Origin of the sequence: Maribacter algae, assembly GCF_047345745.1 — a bacterium.
Classification (GTDB): domain Bacteria; phylum Bacteroidota; class Bacteroidia; order Flavobacteriales; family Flavobacteriaceae; genus Maribacter.
In genome coordinates this window covers 390,996-412,718 of record NZ_JBLFES010000003.1, presented here as the reverse complement: position 1 = coordinate 412,718, position 21,723 = coordinate 390,996, and the positions used below count along the sequence as shown (strand labels likewise).

General features: G+C 39.0%; 19 protein-coding genes. 13 read left to right on the top strand and 6 right to left on the bottom strand.

The genetic code is table 11. The features are described 5' to 3' along the window. Positions 1-35 precede the first annotated feature (35 nt). The 5 genes from ACKWBX_RS13405 to ACKWBX_RS13385 all read left to right on the top strand — a co-directional run bounded on the left by ACKWBX_RS13405 (position 36) and on the right by ACKWBX_RS13385 (position 9,506). Positions 36-2,816: a TonB-dependent receptor gene (locus ACKWBX_RS13405; protein ID WP_413969211.1), complete on the top strand. Its 2,781-nt coding sequence runs from the start codon at positions 36-38 to the stop codon at positions 2,814-2,816. A gap of 26 nt (positions 2,817-2,842) precedes the next feature. Next, the gene (locus tag ACKWBX_RS13400) at positions 2,843-4,513 is read left to right on the top strand and encodes a G-D-S-L family lipolytic protein (RefSeq protein WP_413969210.1); all 1,671 of its coding nucleotides are present in this window, start codon (positions 2,843-2,845) and stop codon (positions 4,511-4,513) included. Between the two features lie 176 nt (positions 4,514-4,689). Further along, complete coding sequence (gene atpD, locus ACKWBX_RS13395) at positions 4,690-6,198, top strand: F0F1 ATP synthase subunit beta (RefSeq protein WP_413969209.1); 1,509 nt, start codon at positions 4,690-4,692, stop codon at positions 6,196-6,198. 76 nt (positions 6,199-6,274) lie between these two features. Beyond that, the gene (locus tag ACKWBX_RS13390; RefSeq protein ID WP_413969208.1) at positions 6,275-6,550 is read left to right on the top strand and encodes a F0F1 ATP synthase subunit epsilon; all 276 of its coding nucleotides are present in this window, start codon (positions 6,275-6,277) and stop codon (positions 6,548-6,550) included. 127 nt (positions 6,551-6,677) lie between these two features. Continuing rightward, positions 6,678-9,506: an alpha/beta hydrolase family protein gene (locus ACKWBX_RS13385; protein WP_413969207.1), complete on the top strand. Its 2,829-nt coding sequence runs from the start codon at positions 6,678-6,680 to the stop codon at positions 9,504-9,506. 19 nt (positions 9,507-9,525) lie between these two features. Here ACKWBX_RS13385 and ACKWBX_RS13380 read toward each other — a convergent pair whose 3' ends face one another. Together ACKWBX_RS13380 and ACKWBX_RS13375 are read right to left on the bottom strand one after the other, a co-directional pair. Beyond that, the gene (locus tag ACKWBX_RS13380) at positions 9,526-9,732 is read right to left on the bottom strand and encodes a helix-turn-helix domain-containing protein (RefSeq protein ID WP_413969206.1); all 207 of its coding nucleotides are present in this window, start codon (positions 9,730-9,732) and stop codon (positions 9,526-9,528) included. 1 nt (position 9,733) lies between these two features. Further along, positions 9,734-10,243, bottom strand: a complete 510-nt coding sequence (locus tag ACKWBX_RS13375; RefSeq protein WP_413969205.1) for a DUF2975 domain-containing protein — start codon at positions 10,241-10,243, stop codon at positions 9,734-9,736. Positions 10,244-10,464: 221 nt separating this feature from the next. Between ACKWBX_RS13375 and ACKWBX_RS13370 the strand changes: the two genes are divergently transcribed. Continuing rightward, on the top strand, positions 10,465-10,656 hold the full coding sequence (locus ACKWBX_RS13370; RefSeq protein WP_413969204.1) for a hypothetical protein: 192 nt from the start codon (positions 10,465-10,467) through the stop codon (positions 10,654-10,656). 78 nt (positions 10,657-10,734) lie between these two features. Here ACKWBX_RS13370 and ACKWBX_RS13365 read toward each other — a convergent pair whose 3' ends face one another. Then, the gene (locus ACKWBX_RS13365) at positions 10,735-11,268 is read right to left on the bottom strand and encodes a GNAT family N-acetyltransferase (protein WP_413969203.1); all 534 of its coding nucleotides are present in this window, start codon (positions 11,266-11,268) and stop codon (positions 10,735-10,737) included. Continuing rightward, the gene (locus ACKWBX_RS13360) at positions 11,269-13,065 is read right to left on the bottom strand and encodes a M61 family metallopeptidase (protein ID WP_413969202.1); all 1,797 of its coding nucleotides are present in this window, start codon (positions 13,063-13,065) and stop codon (positions 11,269-11,271) included. 173 nt (positions 13,066-13,238) lie between these two features. On the opposite strand from ACKWBX_RS13360, the gene ACKWBX_RS13355 reads away from it, so the two are divergent. The 5 genes from ACKWBX_RS13355 to bioD are packed head-to-tail and all read left to right on the top strand — an operon-like array spanning position 13,239 to position 16,636. Next, positions 13,239-13,838, top strand: coding sequence for a hypothetical protein (locus tag ACKWBX_RS13355; RefSeq protein WP_413969201.1), 600 nt, complete (start codon positions 13,239-13,241; stop codon positions 13,836-13,838). A gap of 13 nt (positions 13,839-13,851) precedes the next feature. Beyond that, complete coding sequence (locus ACKWBX_RS13350) at positions 13,852-14,418, top strand: hypothetical protein (RefSeq protein WP_413969200.1); 567 nt, start codon at positions 13,852-13,854, stop codon at positions 14,416-14,418. 50 nt (positions 14,419-14,468) lie between these two features. Continuing rightward, positions 14,469-15,629 carry an aminotransferase class I/II-fold pyridoxal phosphate-dependent enzyme gene (locus tag ACKWBX_RS13345; protein WP_413969199.1) on the top strand — a complete coding sequence of 387 codons (1,161 nt, stop codon included), beginning with the start codon at positions 14,469-14,471 and terminating at the stop codon, positions 15,627-15,629. Positions 15,630-15,632: 3 nt separating this feature from the next. Continuing rightward, positions 15,633-16,019 (top strand): putative signal transducing protein, encoded by a 387-nt coding sequence (locus ACKWBX_RS13340; protein ID WP_413969198.1) that lies wholly within the window; start codon positions 15,633-15,635, stop codon positions 16,017-16,019. Beyond that, entirely contained in the window at positions 16,019-16,636 is a 618-nt protein-coding gene (bioD, locus tag ACKWBX_RS13335; protein ID WP_413969197.1) for a dethiobiotin synthase, read from the top strand. Before ACKWBX_RS13340 ends, bioD begins: the two co-directional genes overlap by 1 nt. On the opposite strand, the gene ACKWBX_RS13330 is transcribed toward bioD, so the two are convergent. Then, positions 16,628-18,115 (bottom strand): ArnT family glycosyltransferase, encoded by a 1,488-nt coding sequence (locus tag ACKWBX_RS13330; protein ID WP_413969196.1) that lies wholly within the window; start codon positions 18,113-18,115, stop codon positions 16,628-16,630. The two genes, bioD and ACKWBX_RS13330, sit on opposite strands and share 9 nt — an antisense overlap. A gap of 199 nt (positions 18,116-18,314) precedes the next feature. Here ACKWBX_RS13330 and bioA point away from each other — a divergent pair, with 199 nt between their 5' ends. After that, positions 18,315-19,601 carry an adenosylmethionine--8-amino-7-oxononanoate transaminase gene (gene bioA, locus ACKWBX_RS13325; protein WP_413969195.1) on the top strand — a complete coding sequence of 429 codons (1,287 nt, stop codon included), beginning with the start codon at positions 18,315-18,317 and terminating at the stop codon, positions 19,599-19,601. On the opposite strand, the gene ACKWBX_RS13320 is transcribed toward bioA, so the two are convergent. Continuing rightward, on the bottom strand, positions 19,583-20,338 hold the full coding sequence (locus ACKWBX_RS13320) for a glycosyltransferase (protein ID WP_413969194.1): 756 nt from the start codon (positions 20,336-20,338) through the stop codon (positions 19,583-19,585). The genes bioA and ACKWBX_RS13320 overlap by 19 nt on opposite strands. Before the next feature lie 133 nt (positions 20,339-20,471). Between ACKWBX_RS13320 and ACKWBX_RS13315 the strand changes: the two genes are divergently transcribed. Beyond that, a complete protein-coding gene (locus ACKWBX_RS13315) occupies positions 20,472-21,707 on the top strand; it encodes a beta-ketoacyl synthase N-terminal-like domain-containing protein (RefSeq protein WP_413969193.1) in 1,236 nt (411 codons plus the stop codon). Positions 21,708-21,723 lie beyond the last annotated feature (16 nt).

Below are 21,723 nucleotides of genomic sequence, written 5' to 3'. Positions count from 1 at the left end.
CTTGGTTGTCAAACTAATTTTAACTCAAATTTCAAATGAGAACAATACTATTTTTAGCATTGGTCATGGTTGGGGCTATAGGAATGTCCCAAACTACGATCAATGGAAACGTTGTTGATGAAAACAACGAGCCTATCCCCGGGGCCAATATTGTTATAGTCGGCAAAGCAATAGGTACGGTTTCTGATTTTGACGGTAATTTCACCTTACAAACTTCGGAAGATCCCCCATTTCAATTGAGGATTACCAGTCTTGGTTATACGGAGGCAACTGAAAACATTACTACGAACAATCAAACGATTAACGTGGTTTTGAACGAAGCACAGACCTTTTTGGATGAAGTAGTACTATCCGCTTCAAGAACGCCAGAACGTATTTTTGAATCGCCCGTAACGGTAGAACGTATGGGCCTCGAAACGATAAAGAATACCGCTTCCGCAGATTTCTACGGGGGACTCGAAAATTTAAAAGGGGTGGATGTAAACACCAACAGTTTAACTTTTAAATCTGTTAATACAAGAGGTTTTGCCACATTTGCCAATACAAGATTTATGCAATTGGTAGATGGTATGGACAATTCTACTCCGGCCCTTAACTTTCCTATAGGTAATTTGGTAGGTCTGGTAGAGACAGATGTTCTAAGTGTAGAACTTTTGCCAGGTGCATCTTCGGCATTGTACGGCGCAAATGCCTTCAATGGTATTCTGTTTATGCGAAGCAAAAATCCTTTTGATTATGAAGGCATCAGTGTTTCCGTGAAAAGGGGAATAACTTCACAAGAAGCCGCTGGAGATAATGCCTATACAGATGTTGGAATTCGTGCGGCATACAAATTCAGTGATAAATTTGCTGGAAAGGTGAATTTCGGTTATTTAAGAGGAACCGACTGGGCCGCAACCAATGAAACGGATAAAATTGATCCTACCAGAACTAGGGCGGATTTGGATTACGATGGAATAAATGTATATGGTGATGATTTCTCGGTCGATATCAAAGATGTAGCGGTTACCTTGGAAGGTCTTGGAGTGCTTCCTGCTGGAGCCAATGCTTTAGTGCCTTCACAACAAGTTACTAGGATTGGATACAATGAGGCAGATTTAACCAATTATAGAGCGGAAAGTATTAAGGCAGATTGGGGCCTCTACTATCGCCCTTGGGAAAATGATTTTGAAATTTCTTATGTGGGGAAAGTAGGAACCGGTTCCACAATTTATCAAGGAACCAATAGATATAACATTAATGGGTTTTTTCAAGAACAGCACAAACTGGAAGTTAGGAACGATAACTTTTTTGTAAGAGGATATTTGGTAGCTGATAAAGCTGGGGATTCTTATGATATGGTTTTTACAGGCATCAATATCAATAGAGCATGGAAAGATGATCAAACTTATTTTGGGGAATACACGGGTGCTTATGTTCAGGCTACTTTAGGAGGAGCAACCAATGAGCAGGCGCATGCCGCTGCAAGAGCACAAGCAGAATCGGGTCGTTTTCTTCCGGGAACCCCAGAATTTCAAAACGCTTTTAATAGAATTATCCAAGACCCTGACTTATCAACGGGTTCAAGATTTCAAGATGCATCTAAATACTATCACGCAGATGCCAATTATAATTTTAGCCATTTGATTGATTGGGCCGAAATCCAAATCGGAGGATCTTTTAGGGAGTATAGCTTGAATTCTTCGGGAACCATTTATACGGATGTGGATGGTCCTATCAATTATTCAGAATTTGGATTATATACACAAGTTCAGAAAACTATTGAACTTCAAAATGAAAAAAGCTTAAAACTTACAGGATCAGTGAGATATGATAAATCGGAATTTTTCGATGGGTTCTTTTCACCCAGACTGTCTGCCGGATTTACGTTGAACAGGGACCACAATATTAGGGCTTCTGTACAAACAGGTTTTAGAAACCCGACTACGCAGGATTTATTTATTGGACTTAATGCTGGTAGAGCTACTTTGATTGGTGCTGCTCCTGACAACTTAGATCGTTTTTCTAGAGATTATAATGTTAGTGGTGGTGGTCAAGCATTGGGCCAACCCGAAACAATTACCCAGACCGGTAGAGCGGCTTATGAGAATTCATATTCGGCAAGATCTGTTCAAAGATTGGCTGCATCAGGAAATCCTGCAGACTTGGTAGTGTCCAACCCAGGCTTGGTACAACCGGAACAGGTTACCTCTTTTGAAGTAGGGTATCGAGGAAAAATCAACAAATTGATCGTAGACTTTAGTACTTACTATAACAGCTACACGGATTTTATTTCACCGGAAAATGTTGTAGCACCTTTATACGGTACGGCAGGTGATGGTTCACTTTCATTAGCAGCCATATCCAATGGAGATTTTCAAACCTATCAAGCCTATACCAACTCAGATGCAGATGTAAATTCGTTTGGCGCTTCACTTGGGTTAACCACAAAAATATTTGGTGATTTTGATTTGAGCGGAAGTTATACTTATACTAAGTTGGATTTTGATAGGGAAGCCAATCCAGATTTTCAAGTACAGTTCAATACACCCGAGCATAAGTTTAAAGCTTCTTTTGGAAACACGCAACTCTTCAAAAATTTCGGATTCAATTTTGACTATCGCTTTAGTGATGATTATTTCTGGGAAGCCACCTTTGGTAATGGTATAGTACCGGAGTTTCATGTTGTGGATGCCCAGATCAGCTATGATGTGCCAAATATTAAATCTACGTTTAAGCTTGGTGGAAACAACATTTTGGGAGATGAGTATTTTACGGCCTTCGGAACCGGATTTATAGGGTCTATCTATTATGTTTCATGGACCATTAATAACTAGGTAAAAAAAGAAATCAAAAATTCGATATGAAAACTTTTAAATATATATTTCTCGTAATGTTAACCATAAGCTTTGCAGCTTGTAACGACATTGAAGATATTGATTTGACACCCGATGTAGAGACTGCGGCACTTCCCGAACTTACCGCAGGTTCGGCAGATTTTACCAATTATGTTTCTTTAGGTAATTCTTTAACGGCCGGTTTTACGGACGGAGCACTTTTTATTGCGGGACAGGAAAATTCAATACCCAATATTCTATCCCAGAAGTTTGCACTTGCAGGAGGGGGATCATTTGATCAACCACTAATGAGCGATAATACTGGTGGACTTCTGTTAGGAGCGACGCCAGTTGTTCAATATAGGCTCATTTTTAATGGGTCTGGACCACAACGCTTAAATGAGTTTTTTGAAGAACAGGGTGGTTCCGCCCCTTTGCCTACATCAAGTTTAGGTGTGAACAATCCAACAGGGCCTTTTAATAATATGGGTGTGCCGGGAGCAAAAAGCTTTCATCTGTTGGCTCCGGGATATGGTAACATTGCAGGTTTGTCATTGGACCCACCACTTGCAAATCCATATTTTGTAAGAATGGCTACTGCCCCAGATGCCTCTGTGATAGGTGATGCCGTTGCACAAGCACCTACTTTCTTTTCATTATGGATTGGAAATAATGACGTTTTGGGCTATGCAACCTCGGGAGGAGATGGTACAGATCCTATTACACCGGTATCTGGTATGCCAGGTGTAGGTTTTGATGGTTCATATGGGGCATTAATTGCTGCGCTTACAGCCAATGGAGCCAGTGGGGTGGTGGCCAATATTCCAGATGTGACTAGCATACCACATTTTACAACGGTCCCGCATAACCCGCTAGATCCAACTAATCCGAGATTCGGACCTCAGATTCCTACTTTAAACGGAATCTTCGGACAATTAAATCAAGTATATACCTTTTTAGAAAGTGTGAATCCGGCAATTTCTGCGGAGGAACGTTCTATTGAATTTTCTACAACAGGTGCCAGTGAGGTGGTCATATATGACGAAACATTGATTGATATATCCGAACAGATAAGAGATGTTTTACTTGCTAGTGATACCTTTCCAGTTTTTGTACAATCCTTTGGGTTGCCTGCCGCTGCCGCGCCAGCTGTAGCTACTTTATTAGGGAACACATATGGCCAAACACGTGAGGCTACAGAAGATGATTTATTTGTATTGCCAAGTTCAAATGTAATAGGCACAGTGAATGAAGCATCGGTAGCTGCTTTATCAACTCAACTTCCATTGGCCTTGGCAGGACAATTTTCCGTGGAAGGGATTACTTTGCCACTAGCGGATAAGTGGGTGCTGATACCCAGCGAACAGGAAGAGATAGCAGTAGCGACCGAGGCTTTTAATGCAATTATAGCAAATGCGGCCAGTGGCGCAGGCTTGGCCTTGGTAGATGCAAACACATTATTGAACCAATTGGCCAATGGGGGAATCACCAGCGGAGATTTTACACTAACCGCTAATTTGGTAACGGGGAGTGCTTTCTCTTTGGATGGTATACATCCCACGGCAAGAGGATATGCACTTTTGGCGAATGAATTTATGAGAGCTATCGATGCTACCTATGGCTCTAATTTTGAAGCATCGGGGAACTTTGTGAATGTAGGTGATTATCCCACAAACTATTCTCCGTCACTTCAATAAACTACTGATTATCAGTTTAAAAGACCAAAACGAAAAGGCGCTGTTAAAGCGCCTTTTTTCTTTTGCAAAAAAGGTGGAAAACAATTTTTCTTTAAAAGGGAATGATATATCTTTGCAGCCTGAAAATGAAACCATTTTTCAGCTGTTTTTAAACGTAATACATAAACATAAAAGTAATGTCAAAAGTTACAGGTAAAGTTTCGCAAATCATTGGACCAGTGGTTGATGTAGAATTTCAATCGGGTGATGACTTTCCAAAAATCTATGATTCCCTTGAGATAATAAAGGAGGATAAATCCAAACTGGTTTTAGAGGTACAGTCCCACGTTGGTGAAAATACCGTAAGAACTATTTCTATGGATTCTACGGATGGATTAAGTAGGGGAACGGAAGTGGTTGCTACGGGAAATGCGATTCAAATGCCAATTGGAGATGATGTTTATGGCCGTTTGTTCAATGTAATCGGAGATGCTATCGATGGTCTTGGTGACCTTCCCAAAGCTGGAAAAGATGGTTTGCCAATTCACAGGGAAGCACCAAAATTTGAAGATTTATCTACTTCTACAGAGGTATTGTTCACCGGGATTAAGGTAATCGATTTAATTGAACCTTATGCAAAAGGGGGTAAAATTGGTCTATTTGGTGGAGCCGGTGTTGGTAAAACAGTATTGATTCAGGAATTGATCAATAATATCGCTAAAGGTCACGGTGGTCTTTCTGTTTTTGCAGGTGTTGGGGAACGTACACGTGAAGGAAACGATTTACTTCGTGAGATGTTGGAATCGGGCATTATCAAGTATGGTGATGACTTTTTGCACTCCATGGAAGAAGGTGGTTGGGATTTATCCAAAGTGGATAAAAAAGCTATGAAAGATTCCAAGGCAACTTTTGTTTTTGGACAGATGAATGAACCACCGGGAGCACGTGCACGTGTTGCCTTATCCGGATTAACTATAGCAGAATACTTCCGTGATGGTGCTGGTGATGGCCAAGGAAAAGATGTACTGTTCTTCGTAGATAATATTTTCCGTTTTACACAAGCAGGTTCAGAGGTATCGGCACTTTTAGGTCGTATGCCTTCGGCGGTAGGGTATCAGCCCACTTTGGCAACGGAAATGGGAGCTATGCAAGAACGTATTACATCGACCAAAAGAGGTTCTATTACATCGGTACAGGCAGTATATGTACCTGCTGATGATTTAACGGATCCTGCTCCAGCAACTACATTTGCGCATTTGGATGCCACTACGGTATTATCCCGTAAAATTGCTGAATTAGGTATTTACCCTGCGGTGGATCCATTGGATTCTACATCGAGGATTCTTACTCCGGAAATTTTAGGAAATGACCATTATGCCTGTGCTCAAAGAGTAAAAGAGTTGTTGCAACGCTATAAAGAGCTTCAGGATATTATTGCTATTTTGGGTATGGAGGAATTATCCGAAGAGGATAAACTTGCGGTAGGTAGAGCGAGACGTGTACAGCGTTTCCTGTCACAACCTTTCCATGTAGCGGAGCAATTTACAGGCCTTAAAGGAGTTCTAGTCGATATTAAGGATACCATTAAAGGATTTAATATGATCATGGACGGGGAGTTGGACCACTTGCCAGAATCTGCCTTTAACCTTAAAGGAACTATTGAAGAAGCTATTGAAGCAGGTGAAAAAATGTTAGCTGAGGCTTAAATGGTTGTCAGTTGATAGTTGAGGTTTTCAGTAAGTAAACCATCAACCAACAACAAGCAACGAACAACTAAAGAATATGTATTTAGAAATTGTATCTCCGGAAGCAACATTATTTTCAGGCGATGTAACATCGGTAACGGTTCCGGGAATAAATGGTGAGTTCCAATTATTATCAAATCACGCTCCCATCGTATCCTTATTACAACAAGGAAAAGTAAAGATCGAAGGAAATATCGCCATAGATGAAGCTCATGAAAACAAATTTGCTAAAGAAGATGGTAAAACCATACTTTCCATCGGAAGCGGCACTATTGAAATGAAGGATAACAAAGTGATCGTTCTGGCGGATTAGGTTCCATCAACTTTATAAAATACTAAAAACCTCAAAGGCTCATTTATTGGGTCTTTGAGGTTTTTTATTTTTTAGAGTAAAAAGTAAGTCAATCTATTTATCTTGTCCATTCTAAACAAGTTCTGTTATGCTCACGAGAATACTTACCCTCATTTTTTTTACTATTTCTATCGTAACCTTTTCCCAAAAAAGGGCCATTACCCACGATGATTATGATTTATGGAAGGTGAATTCTGATGTTAAAATATCCAATAAGGGAAAACTGGTAGTTTCCGAGATTGAATTGCTGACCAAGAGAGGGGACGGGCATATTGAAATTTACAACACCGTAACGGATGAAAAATTTACTTTTCCGAGGGGATATCATGCCGCTATCACAGAAGATGAGCGGTATGTTATCTTTAAGCAAAAAGTAGCATATGATAGTATCCGTCAGGAGAAGAAGAAAGAGGTTAAAAAAGAAAATCGGGCAAAAGAAAAACTCTTTGTCTATGACGCCTTGAGCAATAGGATTATAGACTCCATTGTCAGGGTAAAAAAATACGATTTGCCCAAAAAGAATTCAGACTGGCTGGTGATAGAAAAGTACAAAGAAGAAAAAAGGAAAGATTCGGTCTCGGAGAATACCGCGAAAGATTCAATAGTTGAAACAAAAACGGATAGCCTAAAGAAAAAAGTAAAGCTAGCCTACAAACAACCATACGCCTTAGTTTATCATCTGAAGACCAAATCAAAGGATACGATTCATCAAATCAAGGAATATGCGCTTCCGGAAAGCGGAAATTCATTTCTCTTCTCTTTAAAAAATTCCAAAAAGGAAGAGAAGGATATCGGTATTTATAAATATGATATTATAAAAAAAGAAAAGATTAGCATCGATACCACACAATATCAATATTCAAAACTGGCTGTTGATAATACATCCGATCAGTTCGCCTACATTGCGGCCAGTGATTCTACACATACCGATTCATTAAAACACCAACTATTCTATTACAGGGAAAATACATTACGCACACTGGTGGATACGCTTGGGAGCAATATAAAAAACGGATGGATTTTAAGTAAGAACAATAAGCCCTATTTCTCCAAAAGCGGAAAGCGGCTGTATTTTTCATCAAAACCGGAACCAAAGTTGAATAGGGATACGACAAAACTGGATGACGAATTACCGGAAGTGGATGTATGGACTTGGAAAGATAAAATTTTGCAACCCGAGCAAAAAGTTCGGGAAGAAGAATTAGAGGCAAAAGCCTTTTTATCCTATTTCGACACAAAAAACAATACGTACGTTCAGCTACAGAATAATGTTGTTGAAAATTTGATTTTTGACAAGGAAAAGGAACAACCTTATATTATCGGCACATCTAATGCTTCCTATGCTATTTCGCGTTCTTGGGAATGGCCATGGGCCATGGATTTTTATAGCATTAATTCTGCTACGGGAGAAACAAAGCCAATTTTGGAAAAAGCCAGGCATACGGCATTCATAAGTTCAAAAAGTTCATATGCGCTGTATTTTGATATGGAAAAGCAACATTGGTTTTCTATTGATTTAAAGACCGGCTCCATAAAGGATTTGACAGGAGCGCTGTCTGTCAGTTTTCATGATGAGGACGACGATCATCCCGCCCTGGCGTTTCCTCACGGTTTTGGTGGTTTTGACAGTTCCGGAAATGCTTTGGTCTATGATAAATATGATGTTTGGAAGTTAACCTTGGATGGGAGTAGGACACCGGAGAACATTTCCAAAACAGGTCGATTGGATAATACAACCTATCGCGTTTTGAATTTGGACAAGGAAAATCCCGATTTAGCATCCTACCTAAAAGATGAACTGCTTCTGACCAGTTTTGACAGAAAAACAAAGGCTTCTGGATTGTACACATATAAAAGAGGGAAACTGAAGGAAAAGATAAAACCATCCAAATTCTATCTTCAAAATTATACAATGGCTAAAAATGCCCCTGTTCTAACCTATACCAAAGAGAATTTTCAGGTATATCCGGATACATATGTGACCAAAGACGGGTTCAAGAGCAATGTGAAGATTACGAATTTGAATCCCCATGAAAAGGATTTTAAATGGGGTACGGTAGAGCAATTTTCTTGGAATGCTTACGATGGTACCAAGTTAGATGGACTCATTTACAAACCGGAAAATTTTGATGCAAACAAAAAGTATCCCATGATTACATATTTCTATGAAAAGCGTTCGGACAATTATACGCGGCATTCCACCCCGAACCCAAGTAGGTCTATAGTAAACCCTACTTATTTGGTAAGTAACGAATACGTAATGTTCGTACCGGACATAGTCTATAAAGATGGAAAACCCGGTGAAAGCGCTTATAATTGTATTGTATCCGGCATTGAAGCGGTTGAGAAATTAGGTTATGTAGATAGTGACAATTTGGCTCTTCAAGGTCAAAGTTGGGGAGGGTATCAAGTAGCATATCTGGTCACCAAAATAAATAAATTTAAGGCAGCTATGGCGGGAGCTCCTGTAAGTAATATGACCTCTGCCTATGGCGGAATTAGGTGGGGTTCCGGCTTAAGTAGGGCATTTCAATATGAACGTTCACAGACAAGAATAGGTAAAGATCTTTGGGAAGGATTGGACCTATATATTGAAAACTCGCCTTTATTCGGAGTGCCGAATATTGAAACGCCCTTATTGATGATGCATAATGATGAAGACGGTGCAGTACCCTATTATCAAGGTATAGAGATGTTTATGGCCATGAGAAGGTTGCAAAAACCCGCTTGGCTTTTGGTGTATAACAAAGAAGCGCATAACCTTACCCAAATAAAAAACAGGCAAGATCTATCCATTAGGATGATGCAGTTCTTTGACCATTATTTGAAAGGAGCACCGGCACCGCTTTGGATGACGGAAGGCTTACCAAGAGTTAAAAAAGGCAAGGATTTAGGATATGAACTGGAAGGGGAATAGTTGAAATTTATGAATAATTTTATTCTTGACAGAATTCTAAAATATCCCCGGGCTGGCAATCCAAAGCTTTACAAATAGCTTCTAAAGTTGAAAAACGAACGGCTTTTGCCTTGCCAGATTTTAAAATGGATAGATTGGCTTCTGTGATACCAATAGTTTCTGCGAGTACCTTACTTTTCATTTTACGTTTGGCCAGCATAACATCCAAGTTTACAACGATTCCCATATTATATTGTTAAGTCGTTTTCAGATTGGACACTATAGCCTTTCTTAAAAATATAGGTTAAAAAAAACGCTATCATACCAAATATTAGATGCAAAATAAGGTTGTGAATATCTCTAAAATCAGTTTTTTGCATGATTGGATAATGAATAAGAACATACAAAATTGGACCTACTATTAAATTTAAAGCAGTAAAGTATTTAAGGTTTTTGATGGATTTGCGATTAAAAATCACTTTTTTGGAAAGCTCTTTAAAAATATTGGATAACACCCAAAAGAATAACACTCCGAAAATAGTTCCAAGCGTTATGGTCAATATCACATTGAATCTATAATCTCCTTTAATTTCTCCAATAAAAGGAATATTCATATAATAGCGACCATTTTCTTCAGTAAAATTATCCGCCAAAAAGGAAAGGTCTACATAGATAATAAACACAAGAAGTAAAACTGCGATGGTTCTAAATGAGTAAAAAGCAATTGTAGATAGTAATTTAGGTCCAAATATTTTCATAGAATTATTGTTTTTCAATAACAAATATAATTAAATTATTGAAAAACAATAATAAATGTTCGATAAATGGTAATTAATTTGTAATTGTAGGAAAAATATTAATGATTTCTCTAAATTTTTAAAACTTTCGTGCAGTTCATCGAAAAAATAATAAACTTTATCGATATACGTTCTACAATAGATATTTTTAAAGTGAAAATAAAAACCGACTGCTTCCCCCAATGAATTTTAATGCTAAGAATGCTATCAGCGCACTGTTCGTGTTATTGTTATGCACCCCATTTATCTCCTGCGAAAAAGAAACGGATCTCGTCTCCTCTTATGTGGTCGCCGATGATTTAAAAGAAAGTATCGAAAATTCGGAGGTTAAAGATTTAACGGCTCAAAATCTTCAAGCTGAGATTTCAAAATAGTTTTTTGAAAAGTGTTATAGCTATTTTTTGAAGAATATATTTAACGTTTTAGTGTTTTCCAAAAAACAATAAAGGACTTTACCAATGCCAGTTCATTAATTCCCATGAAACATCACCGGCTATTTCTGTCTTTAAAATAGAAAAACCAATAGCTTTATGCGCGGACAATGACCTCGTGTTTTCAGTAGCAACCTCAGTGAACAGACAATCATACTGAGGGCTTAATTCATTTTTATAAAATGTGTACATGCCCTTAAAAATTCCTTTTCCTCTATAATTCTTATCAATACAAATTTGACCCATAACCAAGTAGTTTTTATTGCCTAAAAGTGAATCTGCGGACACGAACATTGGTGTGAGTATGGGAATTTCATTTCGGAACGAGGGCAGCATGGCCAAAGCATAGCCTATGACTTTAGCATTGTCTTTTGCTATTACGTGTTGGCAGGCATTGTTCATCTTATTGAGCATGTCAAACGTGTGCGAAACGGTGATAAACCCTTGACTTTCTTTTTCGGTATGTGATACGTTGTCCTTTAAGTTCGTAGTTTGCAGTGCTAGTATTTCTTTCAATTCACTAGCCGTCCTAGCTCTAGAGTACGTTATGCCCATTTATTCTACTTTAAGCCAATCTTTTCTTTTTTTCAAAATTTCATCAGAAGGTTTTTCTCCTTCTTTTTCTTCCAGATAAATAGTATATAACGGACTTGCTTCCAATACTACATTGGTGGTTTTCTGAATTCCAAATCTTTTAAAATCGAATTTTAACGTATCACCTACTTGTTGCTTTTCGATAAATGAAGTAAACTGCTCGCCATTGGGGAAAGATGTTCCATTGATAGCGGTAATGACATCCCCTTTGTCCAAAGAAGCTTTGTAAGCTGGTGTTCCTATTTTTGGATTACTCTTGATAACACCATTTAAGTCTTCATCAATGGCTGCTGCGACTCCAAAATAAGGTATTTCATTTTTCTGGTTCAATGCTAATCCCACAGAGGCCAAAAGTGCTTTATAATCGGGCATATTACTTTTGTAGATATAATTTTCAAAGAACAGGTTTCCAAAAGCTTCGCCTGCATATTGGTTTAAGGATTTATGAAGATCTGTGATGGTATAGGGTATTTCCGATTTACCATAACTATTCCATACCAATTTCATATAATCATCCAAGTTCAAATCATTTTGTCTTAACGATAAATCTAGGGCAAGTCCCAGAATACTTCCATAGGAATAATAAGAAATAAAGGTATTTTCTCTGTTGACCGGATCCACAGCGGTAGCGGCATCCACAAAAGGAGCTTGATAACTCATTTCAATGGGATTGAAGAACTGGCGTGCTGGGGAATTCCACACATAATTAAAAGTACCGGTAAGGCCTTCTACATATTTTTCGGGAGACATAAGTCCGGCCCTGCACAGAATAAGATTGGTGTAATAACTGGTAAACCCTTCGGCAAACCAAAGTGCTCCGCTCATGTTGGCATTTTCAAAATCAAAAGGTTCCAAGGTTTTAGGGCGAATACGCTCTACATTCCAAGCATGGAAAAACTCATGGGATACCGTTCCGATATTACGTTCCATACCGCCATCGGCCAGACTAGTTTTAGTGGTAAGAACGGTAGAATTACGATGTTCCATTCCATCTCCAGAAGCATTGGGAACATAACAGGCCAAAAAAGTATATGTGCCATAATCAAAAGTGGGCAACGTGCCATATACCTTTTTTTGTTCAAGGACCACCCGCTTTACCTTTTCAAAATAAGTATCCAATTCTTCTTGGGTACCATTATGGTGCAAGGCCAATCTGATCATCTGCCCATCGAACTCAAATTCCTTAAGCCCAAAATCACTTAGTTCCGTGGGGCTGTCCATAAAATAATATAAGTTTGGTGCTGCGTATTTTGTTTTGGAAATCTTTTGTAATTGTGTGGCTACTTTCCAATTTAGATCCTCTCGGACCATAAAATCAACCTCAATTTTTCGGTCTTTCAAGGAAGGGGCGTACATGAATGTTGCCGGGATATTTAAATGTGCATGGGTTTCATCAATCTGGGAATAGGTGCCATCGGCACGGTTGGCAAAAAGGGTATAGCTTATGTTTACTTGTCCGTCATGCCCACTGATTACCCATTGATAAGGGTCTGGCCGCATCACTTTCAATGCTTCTCCTTTACTGTTCGTTGCCTCAAAACTATACACGTTTTTTGCAAATTCGTGCAACGCATACCTGCCCGGAGAAGTTCTGCTCATTCGTACCGCTAATGTATCTGAAGTAATATTTGGAAATTTTATGGAAATCTTGGTCTCGTGATGAACGGCATTCGGAAATGAAATTTTGTATGTATTGGTTTGGGCATTTAGTCCTAGCGTCAAGAATAATATCAGTAAAAAAGGCAGTATACGGTTCATAAAAATGATTTTAGGTAAAAATAAGAAGCTCAAGTCAGTAAGTTTTACAGCGTCACGGAAATATTTTACAAATAGGTCTTTTTAAGTATTTTGAAAAAAATGACTTTTTCGGGTAGGGTTAAATTATTTATAATTGTTCTAAATACGTAGATTGCAATATAAAATGATTTTTCATGGGTAAAAGTAAAGTAGCGTTATTTTGTTTGATTTTTATAGTATTCTCTTTTTTAGAAACTTACGCACAGGAGGACGATGTTTCTACAACCTATAACAACCACATTTCAACAAATCTGTTTTTACCCTTGTTCGAAAGTTTTGATCTAAGCTATGAACGTACTATTGCTAATACATGGGCAGTGGGATTGGCCGGTGCTATCTATGGTGATCGTATAAGTGAGTTGAGTACGGGTTCCTCGGGTGATATTGACCGATTTGATACTAATTATGAGATAATGCCTTTTGGAAGATTGTATTTCCAAGGCGCGCAAAATAAGAGTCATTTTATTGAACTTTTTGGCTCGTTGAGTCAAGTTACGGAGTCCAGACGTTTTGTTCGTAACACCAATGTGGAAGGTTTTGGGGTTTATGAGAGAGGTATTGAAGAATACACCGTAGGGGGATTGGGTTTTGGATATGGATATCGATTTTTGTTATTGGAAAAGAAACTGGTCTTGGAAGGAGAGTTTGGTATTCGAACAAATTTTAATACCGACTTCTTTTTCCTAAATGCAACATTAGTGCGTACCGGAATTAAAGTAGGATATCGATTTTAAAATAAAGGATAATATGAAAAAATACAGCACAATTGTTTTGATTTTGGTCGGATTGCTTTTAAATGCCTGCTTTTCCGGAGATGATGGAATTACCAATCGTTTTATCGAATTAAGACTTACCGATGCCCTAACTTTTGAAAATGAAGGAAATTATGTGGTCGGGGATACTATTTTTATTGAACTCAATTTTAGCAGATACTTAGAAGAGGAGGGATTTACCAATCTTTTGGATGTATATGAAAGCACCAATGCCAAATCATTTGGATATTCTTTTCGATTGGAAAAATTTTCGGAATTAGGTAATAGTTACATCGGGACTACTATTGACGGGCAATTTCTCTTTGCGGAAAAAGGACGAATAGGACCTTTTGAAACTATTGATGTGGTCTTAAACGATGCAGAGGATACCTATGAATCTCGAATTGGGATTATTTTGGCCGAAACGGGCAACTTCAGGTTCAATTTTGATTTCCTATCTATTTTTAGCCAAAACGTTGATTTTGATAAAGTTAATATTGAAATTCAACACCTTTTCAATACTGCAGTTCCCGAAGATTTTGAGTTTACGGTCAACGAATAAAATAATCTGCACTTTAGATTATAATTGAGAAACATGCTACTTTTGAAAGCATGCAGCAACTCCCGAAAAATCTTGAAAATAAACTTATAAAAAGGAGCAAGGAAAACTCCCTTAGAAATCTTGGGAGAACATCTGGATTAATAGATTTCTCCTCTAATGATTACTTGGGTTTTGCCCATAACGAAACCATTTTTTCAAAAACGTTTCAGTTATTGCTTACCGAAAATATAGCCCAAAATGGGGCTACGGGTTCAAGATTGCTTACTGGAAATCATAAGCTTTACGATACACTGGAAGCAAAATTGGCACATTTCCATGAAGCTGAAAGTGCTTTGGTCTTTAATTCTGGATACGATGCCAATGTGGGTTTTTTCGGTTCGGTACCGCAACGGGGCGATGTCGTCTTTTACGATGAATTTATTCATGCCAGCATCCGCGAAGGGATTGGAACGAGCCTCGCTAAAAATTATAAATTCAGGCATAATCAACTTGATGATTTAAAGGCTAAAATTGATTTGTCGGCTCAAGCGCAATCGACTACCCAAGAGACCAACATTTATATCGTGACCGAATCTGTATTTTCAATGGATGGGGACACACCGGATCTAAAAGCATTGGCGCAATTTTGTAAATCCAATGGCTATCGTCTGATCATAGATGAAGCACATGCTACGGGAGTCCTTGGAAAAAACGGAACGGGATTGGTACAGGAGTTGGGCTTGCAAAAAGATGTCTTTGCCAGACTGGTCACTTTTGGGAAAGGAATAGGAGCCCACGGTGCAGCGGTCTTAGGTTCGGAACAACTTAAAAGTTATTTGGTGAACTATGCGAGGAGCTTAATTTACTCTACGGGCCTATCCCCACATAGCATCGCCACTGCTATTACTGCCTATGAATATTTAAGACATGAAGGAGCATCTGCGCTGAACTTGCTGAAGGAAAACATTGGGTTGTTCAGGGAAAAAATTGATACATTGGGACTACGGCAAAAGTTCATAAATAGCGAGTCCGCAATACAATCCTGTATTATACCGGGTAACAAAAAGGTCAAAGATGTCTCTCAAAAACTAATGGAAAAAGGCTTTGATGTTAAAGCTATTTTATCGCCTACGGTTCCAGAAGGCGAGGAAAGGCTTCGTTTTTGTTTGCATAGCGATAATTCCAAAGCGGAAATTGGGTTAGTTTTGGAGCTCTTGGCGAAATATATTTAAGTTATGGAAGAGAAATTTTATCTTTTAGCAGCTTTCGAATATGCAGCGGATGTCCAAATTATAAAGGGAAAATTGGAATCGGAAGGAATCCCCGTATTTCTCAGGGATGAGAATACGCTAAATTCGGACCCTTTGATCAGTAATGCCATAGGTGGGGTCAAGTTACAAGTGTATTCCAAGGATAAGGAGAGGGCGTTGAAAATTTATGACGAGGTTAGGGCATATGCCTTGGACGACGAGGGGAATCCTATTGTCTGTCCTAATTGCAAAGCCACTAAATCCGAGGCATATTATAACAGAGCGGGAATATTTTATAAACTTTTTCCATTTTTTGAAAAAAGAAAATATAAGTGCCTAAATTGTGGAATAATTACTAAGCCTAAAAATTGATGCAGAAAATTTTTGTTACCGGAATCTCTACCGAAGTAGGTAAAACAATAACCTCGGCTATAATTACCGAGGCATTACAAGCTGATTATTGGAAACCCGTACAGGCTGGGGAATTGGAAAATACGGACCCGGATAAGGTGAAAAAACTGATTTCCAACACGAAAACCGTAATCCACCCCAGTAGCTATGAGCTTAGAAGTCCTATGAGCCCGCATGCCGCTGCAGAGGTAGACGGGGAGCGAATCGATAGGTTTCATATTAAAGAGCCGCACACCGAAAACCATCTCGTAATTGAAGGTGCAGGCGGATTATTGGTTCCCCTGAACGAGGAAGACACTATTTTGGATATCATTCACCCCAGTTATAAGATCATCGTAGTTTCCAGACACTATTTAGGGAGCATTAACCATACCTTATTGACCATAAATTTATTGAAGCAGAAAGGATACGATGTTTCTGTCCTGTTCAGTGGGGATGTTAATCCGCACACGGAAAATATTATTCTTCATAAAACGGGAGTGTCCCTTATTGGACGTATTGACGAGGAGGAAAAATTTGATAAAGCGGTCATTAAAAAGTACGCGGATAAGTTCCGTCATATTTTGGAATCACTCTAGGCGTTGTAGTATTTCAGCTTGTTCTACCGTTGCCTCGATTTTATAGTTTTCGAGCAGATAGGTATCGATATATGTATTATGCTCTTCTTCTTTTTTATCGAATATTTTTCTGTTCTTTCGTACTACAATCGTTTTTGGTTGTAAAGTTTCCATAATATAACGTAGTTCCTCCATGGCAGTTTCGCGAGGATTGTCATAGGCTGAAAACATTTCGTCCTTTAGGATATTGCTTGGGTGGGTAGCTGCTTTTGTAGGTGGTTTTTTGTCCAATGCCCAATACCCGATATGGTAGCCTAAAAAGAGAATATTGTCCGTATCCAAATCGTTCTCAACGATATATCGGGGTACGGAAACCCCTTCGCCGTTATAAAAAGTCCCTTTTTCTATTTTATGTTTTACGATACGATAGTATTCCAAATAGCTTTCCGCCGGAATTAAAAACAAGAGCATCAAATAAACCTTATATAGTTTGGGATTTTTGAGAAACTGCAATTTAGAAAGGACGACGCCTATTAAAATGATAAGACACGGGTAAAGCTGAATGAGATAGTGACTGTTAATTCTTCCCGCTTTTACAAATGAAAATAGCACACCAAAAATAACAATGGTTAAAATCTGTACGGTTTCCTGTTTAAAATCGATATACTTCTTTTTCCATGCAAAGAATAAAAAGCCGGAAATGCCCAAAAACAAGGGCATCAATCTAAAAATGGAATATCGCCTGGCATTGGCATAATCCATAGGTGCCTTAAAGTTGGATTTCCACCAAAGCTCCGTAAGGCCTTCCAAATAATAGGGTAGAACGGTCAGAAGAATCATCAGGATGATACCTGTTCCGTATAAACCCGTTCCCAGGATTCCTGTTGAATATTGTTTTCGCTTTGTAAAATAATAGACAGCATACAGGCCGATAAAAAGCGCGGCATAGGCCAAGTTTAATTTCACCATGAGTGCAACACCTATGAGAAGCCCTGCGAAAAATAAGTTTAAACCTGTTTTTTCCTTGGTGAAAAAATAAATGCCCATCATAAAAAAGGTCATACAGATATGCTCGGACATCACACCTTGAATACTACCAAAAAGACTCTGTAATGCAATGCAGGCCATAGCGCTCCAAAACGCTGTTTTTTTGGAACCGATGGAAGTGCCAATTTTATAGGTAAATAATGCCGTAGCCGAAATAAGGAAAACCCCCGCTAACCGTATGGCAATAAAGCTCTTTCCGAACAAATAAATGATAACGGCAAAAAAGCCAAAAGTCAGTGGAGGTTTTATGTCCCACAATTCGGTATAGGGGAGAAAACCGTCCACCCAAGATTGCCCTACGAGAATAAAGGTGCTCTCGTCCCGGTCTACATAATCCCTAAAGAAAAAAGGAAAACGGAGTAAAAGACCGGCTACGAAGAAATATAGAATCGCTTTTTTATCGTTCAGTTTTTCAAAATGAGGAAGAAGAAATTTGATAAAACGATTCAGCATGAAATAGAATTTCCTTTTTCAGTTATCAGTAAACAGTACTAAATAAACAGTATCCAGTAATAAGTTTTTTTGTTATTTGGTGTGGAATGGATTTTTTCACCATCAATTCCTGCCCTGAGCGTAGCCGAAGGGGTCAACCATCAACATTATTTCCCATCTTTGCAAGATATAAAAGCTGGGTTTAAGAAAATAAGGAGTATTGAAAAATAATCTTTCCGAAAGGGATAAAAAGTACATATGGCATCCGTTAACGCAACATCAAACGGCAGCTCCCCCTTTGGGTATCGTCAAGGCCGCTGGAGCACAGTTTTGGGATGAGCAGGGCAATTCCTATATAGATGGTATTGCTTCTTGGTACACCGCTATGTACGGGCATTGCAATAATTATATCACAGCTGCGGTTACGGCTCAAATGCAACGATTGGATTTTATAATGTTCAGTGGTTTTACCCATGAGCCGGCCGTAAAATTATCCGAAAAACTAATGGCAATTTTGCCTCAAAACCAGGCTAAGGTTTTTTTTAATGACAATGGCTCTACGGCGGTGGAAGCGGGTATTAAAATGGCACTTCAGTTCTATCATAATAATGGAGAGAAAAGGGATACCCTTATTGCTTTTGAGGACGGATTTCACGGCGATACTTTTGGGGCGATGAGCGCCTCCGGTCTATCTTCCTACAATGGTCCGTTTGAAGATTTTCTGTTAAAAGTAGAACGAATTCCTGCCCCACAGGAAGATACTATTGATGACGTAACAGCACAGTTGAAACAGATACTCCAAAACAATGCTTGTGCGGCATTTATTTTTGAGCCTTTGGCACAGGGAGCGGCAGGAATGAAATTTCATTCTTCCAAAGGATTGGATGCCCTGATTAAAAAGTGCCAAGAAGCCGGAGTGTTATGCATTGCGGATGAAATCATGACCGGTTTTGGAAAAACGGGCAAAAACTTTGCCTCCGATTATTTGGAACAAAAATCGGATATCATCTGTTTGAGCAAGGCATTGACCGCAGGAATGTTCCCATTAAGTATCACAAGCTGTTCCCAAGAGGTTTACGATGCTTTCTTAAGCGATGAGGTCCATAAAGGGTTTTTCCACGCGCATACCTTTAGCGCCCACCCATTGGGGTGTGCCGCGGCTTTGGCCGGGATCGACCTGTTGTCTTCCAATGAGATCATAGAACGGAGGAACTACATAGAAAAAGCACATCAAGATTTTGTTTTGGAAGTTATAGAGCATTCCAAAGTCAAAACAGCTAGAAGTTTGGGCGTTATCTTGGCTATCGATTTGAATATGGAAACAGACCGTTATGGAAAACTGAGGGACCAGTTGTATAAATTTTTTATGGAGAGAGGTGTTAATCTTCGCCCTTTGGGAAATACGGTTTATGTACTTCCGCCATATGTCATTACGAACGCACAGTTAGAAAAAATCTACGATAGTATTCGTGAGTTGTTGGAAAAATTTCAACCGGAAAATTTATAGTCCTTCCGATGTGCCCTTCTGATGAGAAACAAATCATACCAAAGCCGAAAGAAATAAGAGAGTTTCACTTTAGAATCGCCTTGGTCCACCCATCGTTTCACGGGAATTTCCTCCATTTTTGAAAGCGCGGTCGTTTTTCCATAATGGGAAAGGAGCCTGCTGAAAAGCTCCACATCAAAAAGCCATTTGGAGATAAAAGGTTGATCAAACAATATAGGAACCAGTTCGGATTTGAATACTTTGCACCCGCACTGCGTATCATACACCGCAATACCCAAAATATTCGAAATAAAAGTGGCGATGATACGACCAAATAGAAACCGGGAAAATTTACGTTCTACCACCGACCCAATTTTTAAAATTCTGGAAGCGAATACAAACGACAACCCATTTTCTAGTCGGTTCAATAAAGAACGGCATTCTTCCAAGGAAGTCGCTAAATCGGCATCCAAGTAAGCAAAATGCTGAAAATTCTGTGATTTGGAAAGTTGTAAAATACCGTTTCGGATAGACTCGGCCTTACCTAAATTTTTTGGATTGTCAATGACCAAAGTACTTTGCGGATAATCGTCGTGGATAGAATTGAGTTTTTCCAGCGTTTTGTCCGTAGAACCGTCATTAACAAAGCAAATAACGGTATCTGAAGTTTGATCAAGAAACCTTCTAAAATCTTGTTCCGGCAGCCGTTTATATTCGTCAAAACAGGGAATAACAATACAAAGCTTTGTTGAACTCATAGCGTCTACCGGCCAATTTTATGGTGTAAAAGTAGGCTTCTAAAACAGCATTTCAAAAAGCGAGGTAGTTTCTATAGAAAAAGGAATTATAAAATGTGTAAAAGCCCTAGTTTTGGATAAATTTTTCAAGTCGATGAATCAACCAATTTCCATTACCGCAATGGCTTCTATCTCTCCTTTGGGGAGTAGTTCCGATGTGGTTTGGGAAAATTATTTGAAAGCGAATCACTGTTTTGCACAACATGATTTTAAGGAGGAATCCCATTGGGCCGCATCCATATCAGAGAAAGATAAAATGGATGTAGAGGAACTAAGAAATTCGGAAGCTAAATATACAAGATTGGACAATAGTGTCCTCTATGCTATTTTAGCTTCACGGGAAGTCGTTCAAAATGCAGGTTGGTCCACCAATATAAATTTTGGAATCAATATAGGATCCTCTAGAGGGGCTACAGGACTATTTGAAAAATACCACAGGGAGTTTTTAGAAACCAAAAATGTTTCCACTCCAGCCTCGCCAACGACTACTTTAGGCAATATTTCTTCTTGGGTTGCGCATGATCTGGGAACGCAGGGACCGGATATATCACATTCCATAACCTGTTCCACAGCTTTACATTCGTTGTTAAACGGGGTGGCCTGGCTAAAAGCGGGAATGGCAGAGTATTTTTTAGTGGGAGGCAGCGAAGCACCGCTGACCCCATTTACCATCGCCCAAATGAAGGCGCTAAAAATTTATGCAAATCCGGTGACTGAGCGAAGCCGAAGTCACAAGATTTGCGATTCCGTAACAGAGCCTTTCGACTCTGCTCAAGGCACGAAAAGTCCAAACTATCCCTGCAGAGCACTTGACCTTGAAAAAAATCGGAATACCATGATACTGGGCGAAGGTGCTTCGGTTGTCTGTTTGGAAAAAGGAATACCTGAAAATAGTCTTGCAGTTATTGAAGGGATAGGCTATGCGACGGAACCCTTGGAACATAACGTTTCCATTTCTACCAATGCGGATTGTTTTCAACGTTCCATGAAGATGGCTTTGGGGGAAATTCCGCCAGATTCCGTGGATGCAATCGTCATGCATGCGCCTGGCACCATCAAAGGAGATTTGACCGAACACAACGCCATAAAAAAAGTTTTTTGTAACAAACTTCCTTTTTTGACTACCAATAAATGGAAAGTGGGCCACACATTTGGTGCTTCGGGGATGTTGAGTGTAGAACTGGCAGTTCTAATGATACAACATCAAAAAGCGATTAAAGTCCCTTTTATCTCTTATTCGTCGGAACCAATGGAGCTAAAGAAAATCATGGTCAACGCCGTAGGTTTTGGAGGAAACGCGGTGAGCATTTTACTTTCTAAGATAGGATAATAAAAATCCTGTAAAT

Coding starts and splice junctions, on each gene's coding strand:
- ACKWBX_RS13320 (WP_413969194.1), bottom strand. CDS start 20,338: ATGAGTTCAACAAAGCTTTGTATTGTTATTCCCTGTTTTGACGAATAT.
- ACKWBX_RS13405 (WP_413969211.1), top strand. CDS start 36: ATGAGAACAATACTATTTTTAGCATTGGTCATGGTTGGGGCTATAGGA.
- ACKWBX_RS13400 (WP_413969210.1), top strand. CDS start 2,843: ATGAAAACTTTTAAATATATATTTCTCGTAATGTTAACCATAAGCTTT.
- atpD (WP_413969209.1), top strand. CDS start 4,690: ATGTCAAAAGTTACAGGTAAAGTTTCGCAAATCATTGGACCAGTGGTT.
- ACKWBX_RS13350 (WP_413969200.1), top strand. CDS start 13,852: ATGAAAAAATACAGCACAATTGTTTTGATTTTGGTCGGATTGCTTTTA.
- ACKWBX_RS13365 (WP_413969203.1), bottom strand. CDS start 11,268: ATGGGCATAACGTACTCTAGAGCTAGGACGGCTAGTGAATTGAAAGAA.
- ACKWBX_RS13370 (WP_413969204.1), top strand. CDS start 10,465: ATGAATTTTAATGCTAAGAATGCTATCAGCGCACTGTTCGTGTTATTG.
- ACKWBX_RS13380 (WP_413969206.1), bottom strand. CDS start 9,732: ATGGGAATCGTTGTAAACTTGGATGTTATGCTGGCCAAACGTAAAATG.
- ACKWBX_RS13375 (WP_413969205.1), bottom strand. CDS start 10,243: ATGAAAATATTTGGACCTAAATTACTATCTACAATTGCTTTTTACTCA.
- ACKWBX_RS13360 (WP_413969202.1), bottom strand. CDS start 13,065: ATGAACCGTATACTGCCTTTTTTACTGATATTATTCTTGACGCTAGGA.
- bioD (WP_413969197.1), top strand. CDS start 16,019: ATGCAGAAAATTTTTGTTACCGGAATCTCTACCGAAGTAGGTAAAACA.
- ACKWBX_RS13355 (WP_413969201.1), top strand. CDS start 13,239: ATGGGTAAAAGTAAAGTAGCGTTATTTTGTTTGATTTTTATAGTATTC.
- ACKWBX_RS13340 (WP_413969198.1), top strand. CDS start 15,633: ATGGAAGAGAAATTTTATCTTTTAGCAGCTTTCGAATATGCAGCGGAT.
- ACKWBX_RS13330 (WP_413969196.1), bottom strand. CDS start 18,115: ATGCTGAATCGTTTTATCAAATTTCTTCTTCCTCATTTTGAAAAACTG.
- ACKWBX_RS13345 (WP_413969199.1), top strand. CDS start 14,469: ATGCAGCAACTCCCGAAAAATCTTGAAAATAAACTTATAAAAAGGAGC.
- ACKWBX_RS13315 (WP_413969193.1), top strand. CDS start 20,472: ATGAATCAACCAATTTCCATTACCGCAATGGCTTCTATCTCTCCTTTG.
- ACKWBX_RS13390 (WP_413969208.1), top strand. CDS start 6,275: ATGTATTTAGAAATTGTATCTCCGGAAGCAACATTATTTTCAGGCGAT.
- ACKWBX_RS13385 (WP_413969207.1), top strand. CDS start 6,678: ATGCTCACGAGAATACTTACCCTCATTTTTTTTACTATTTCTATCGTA.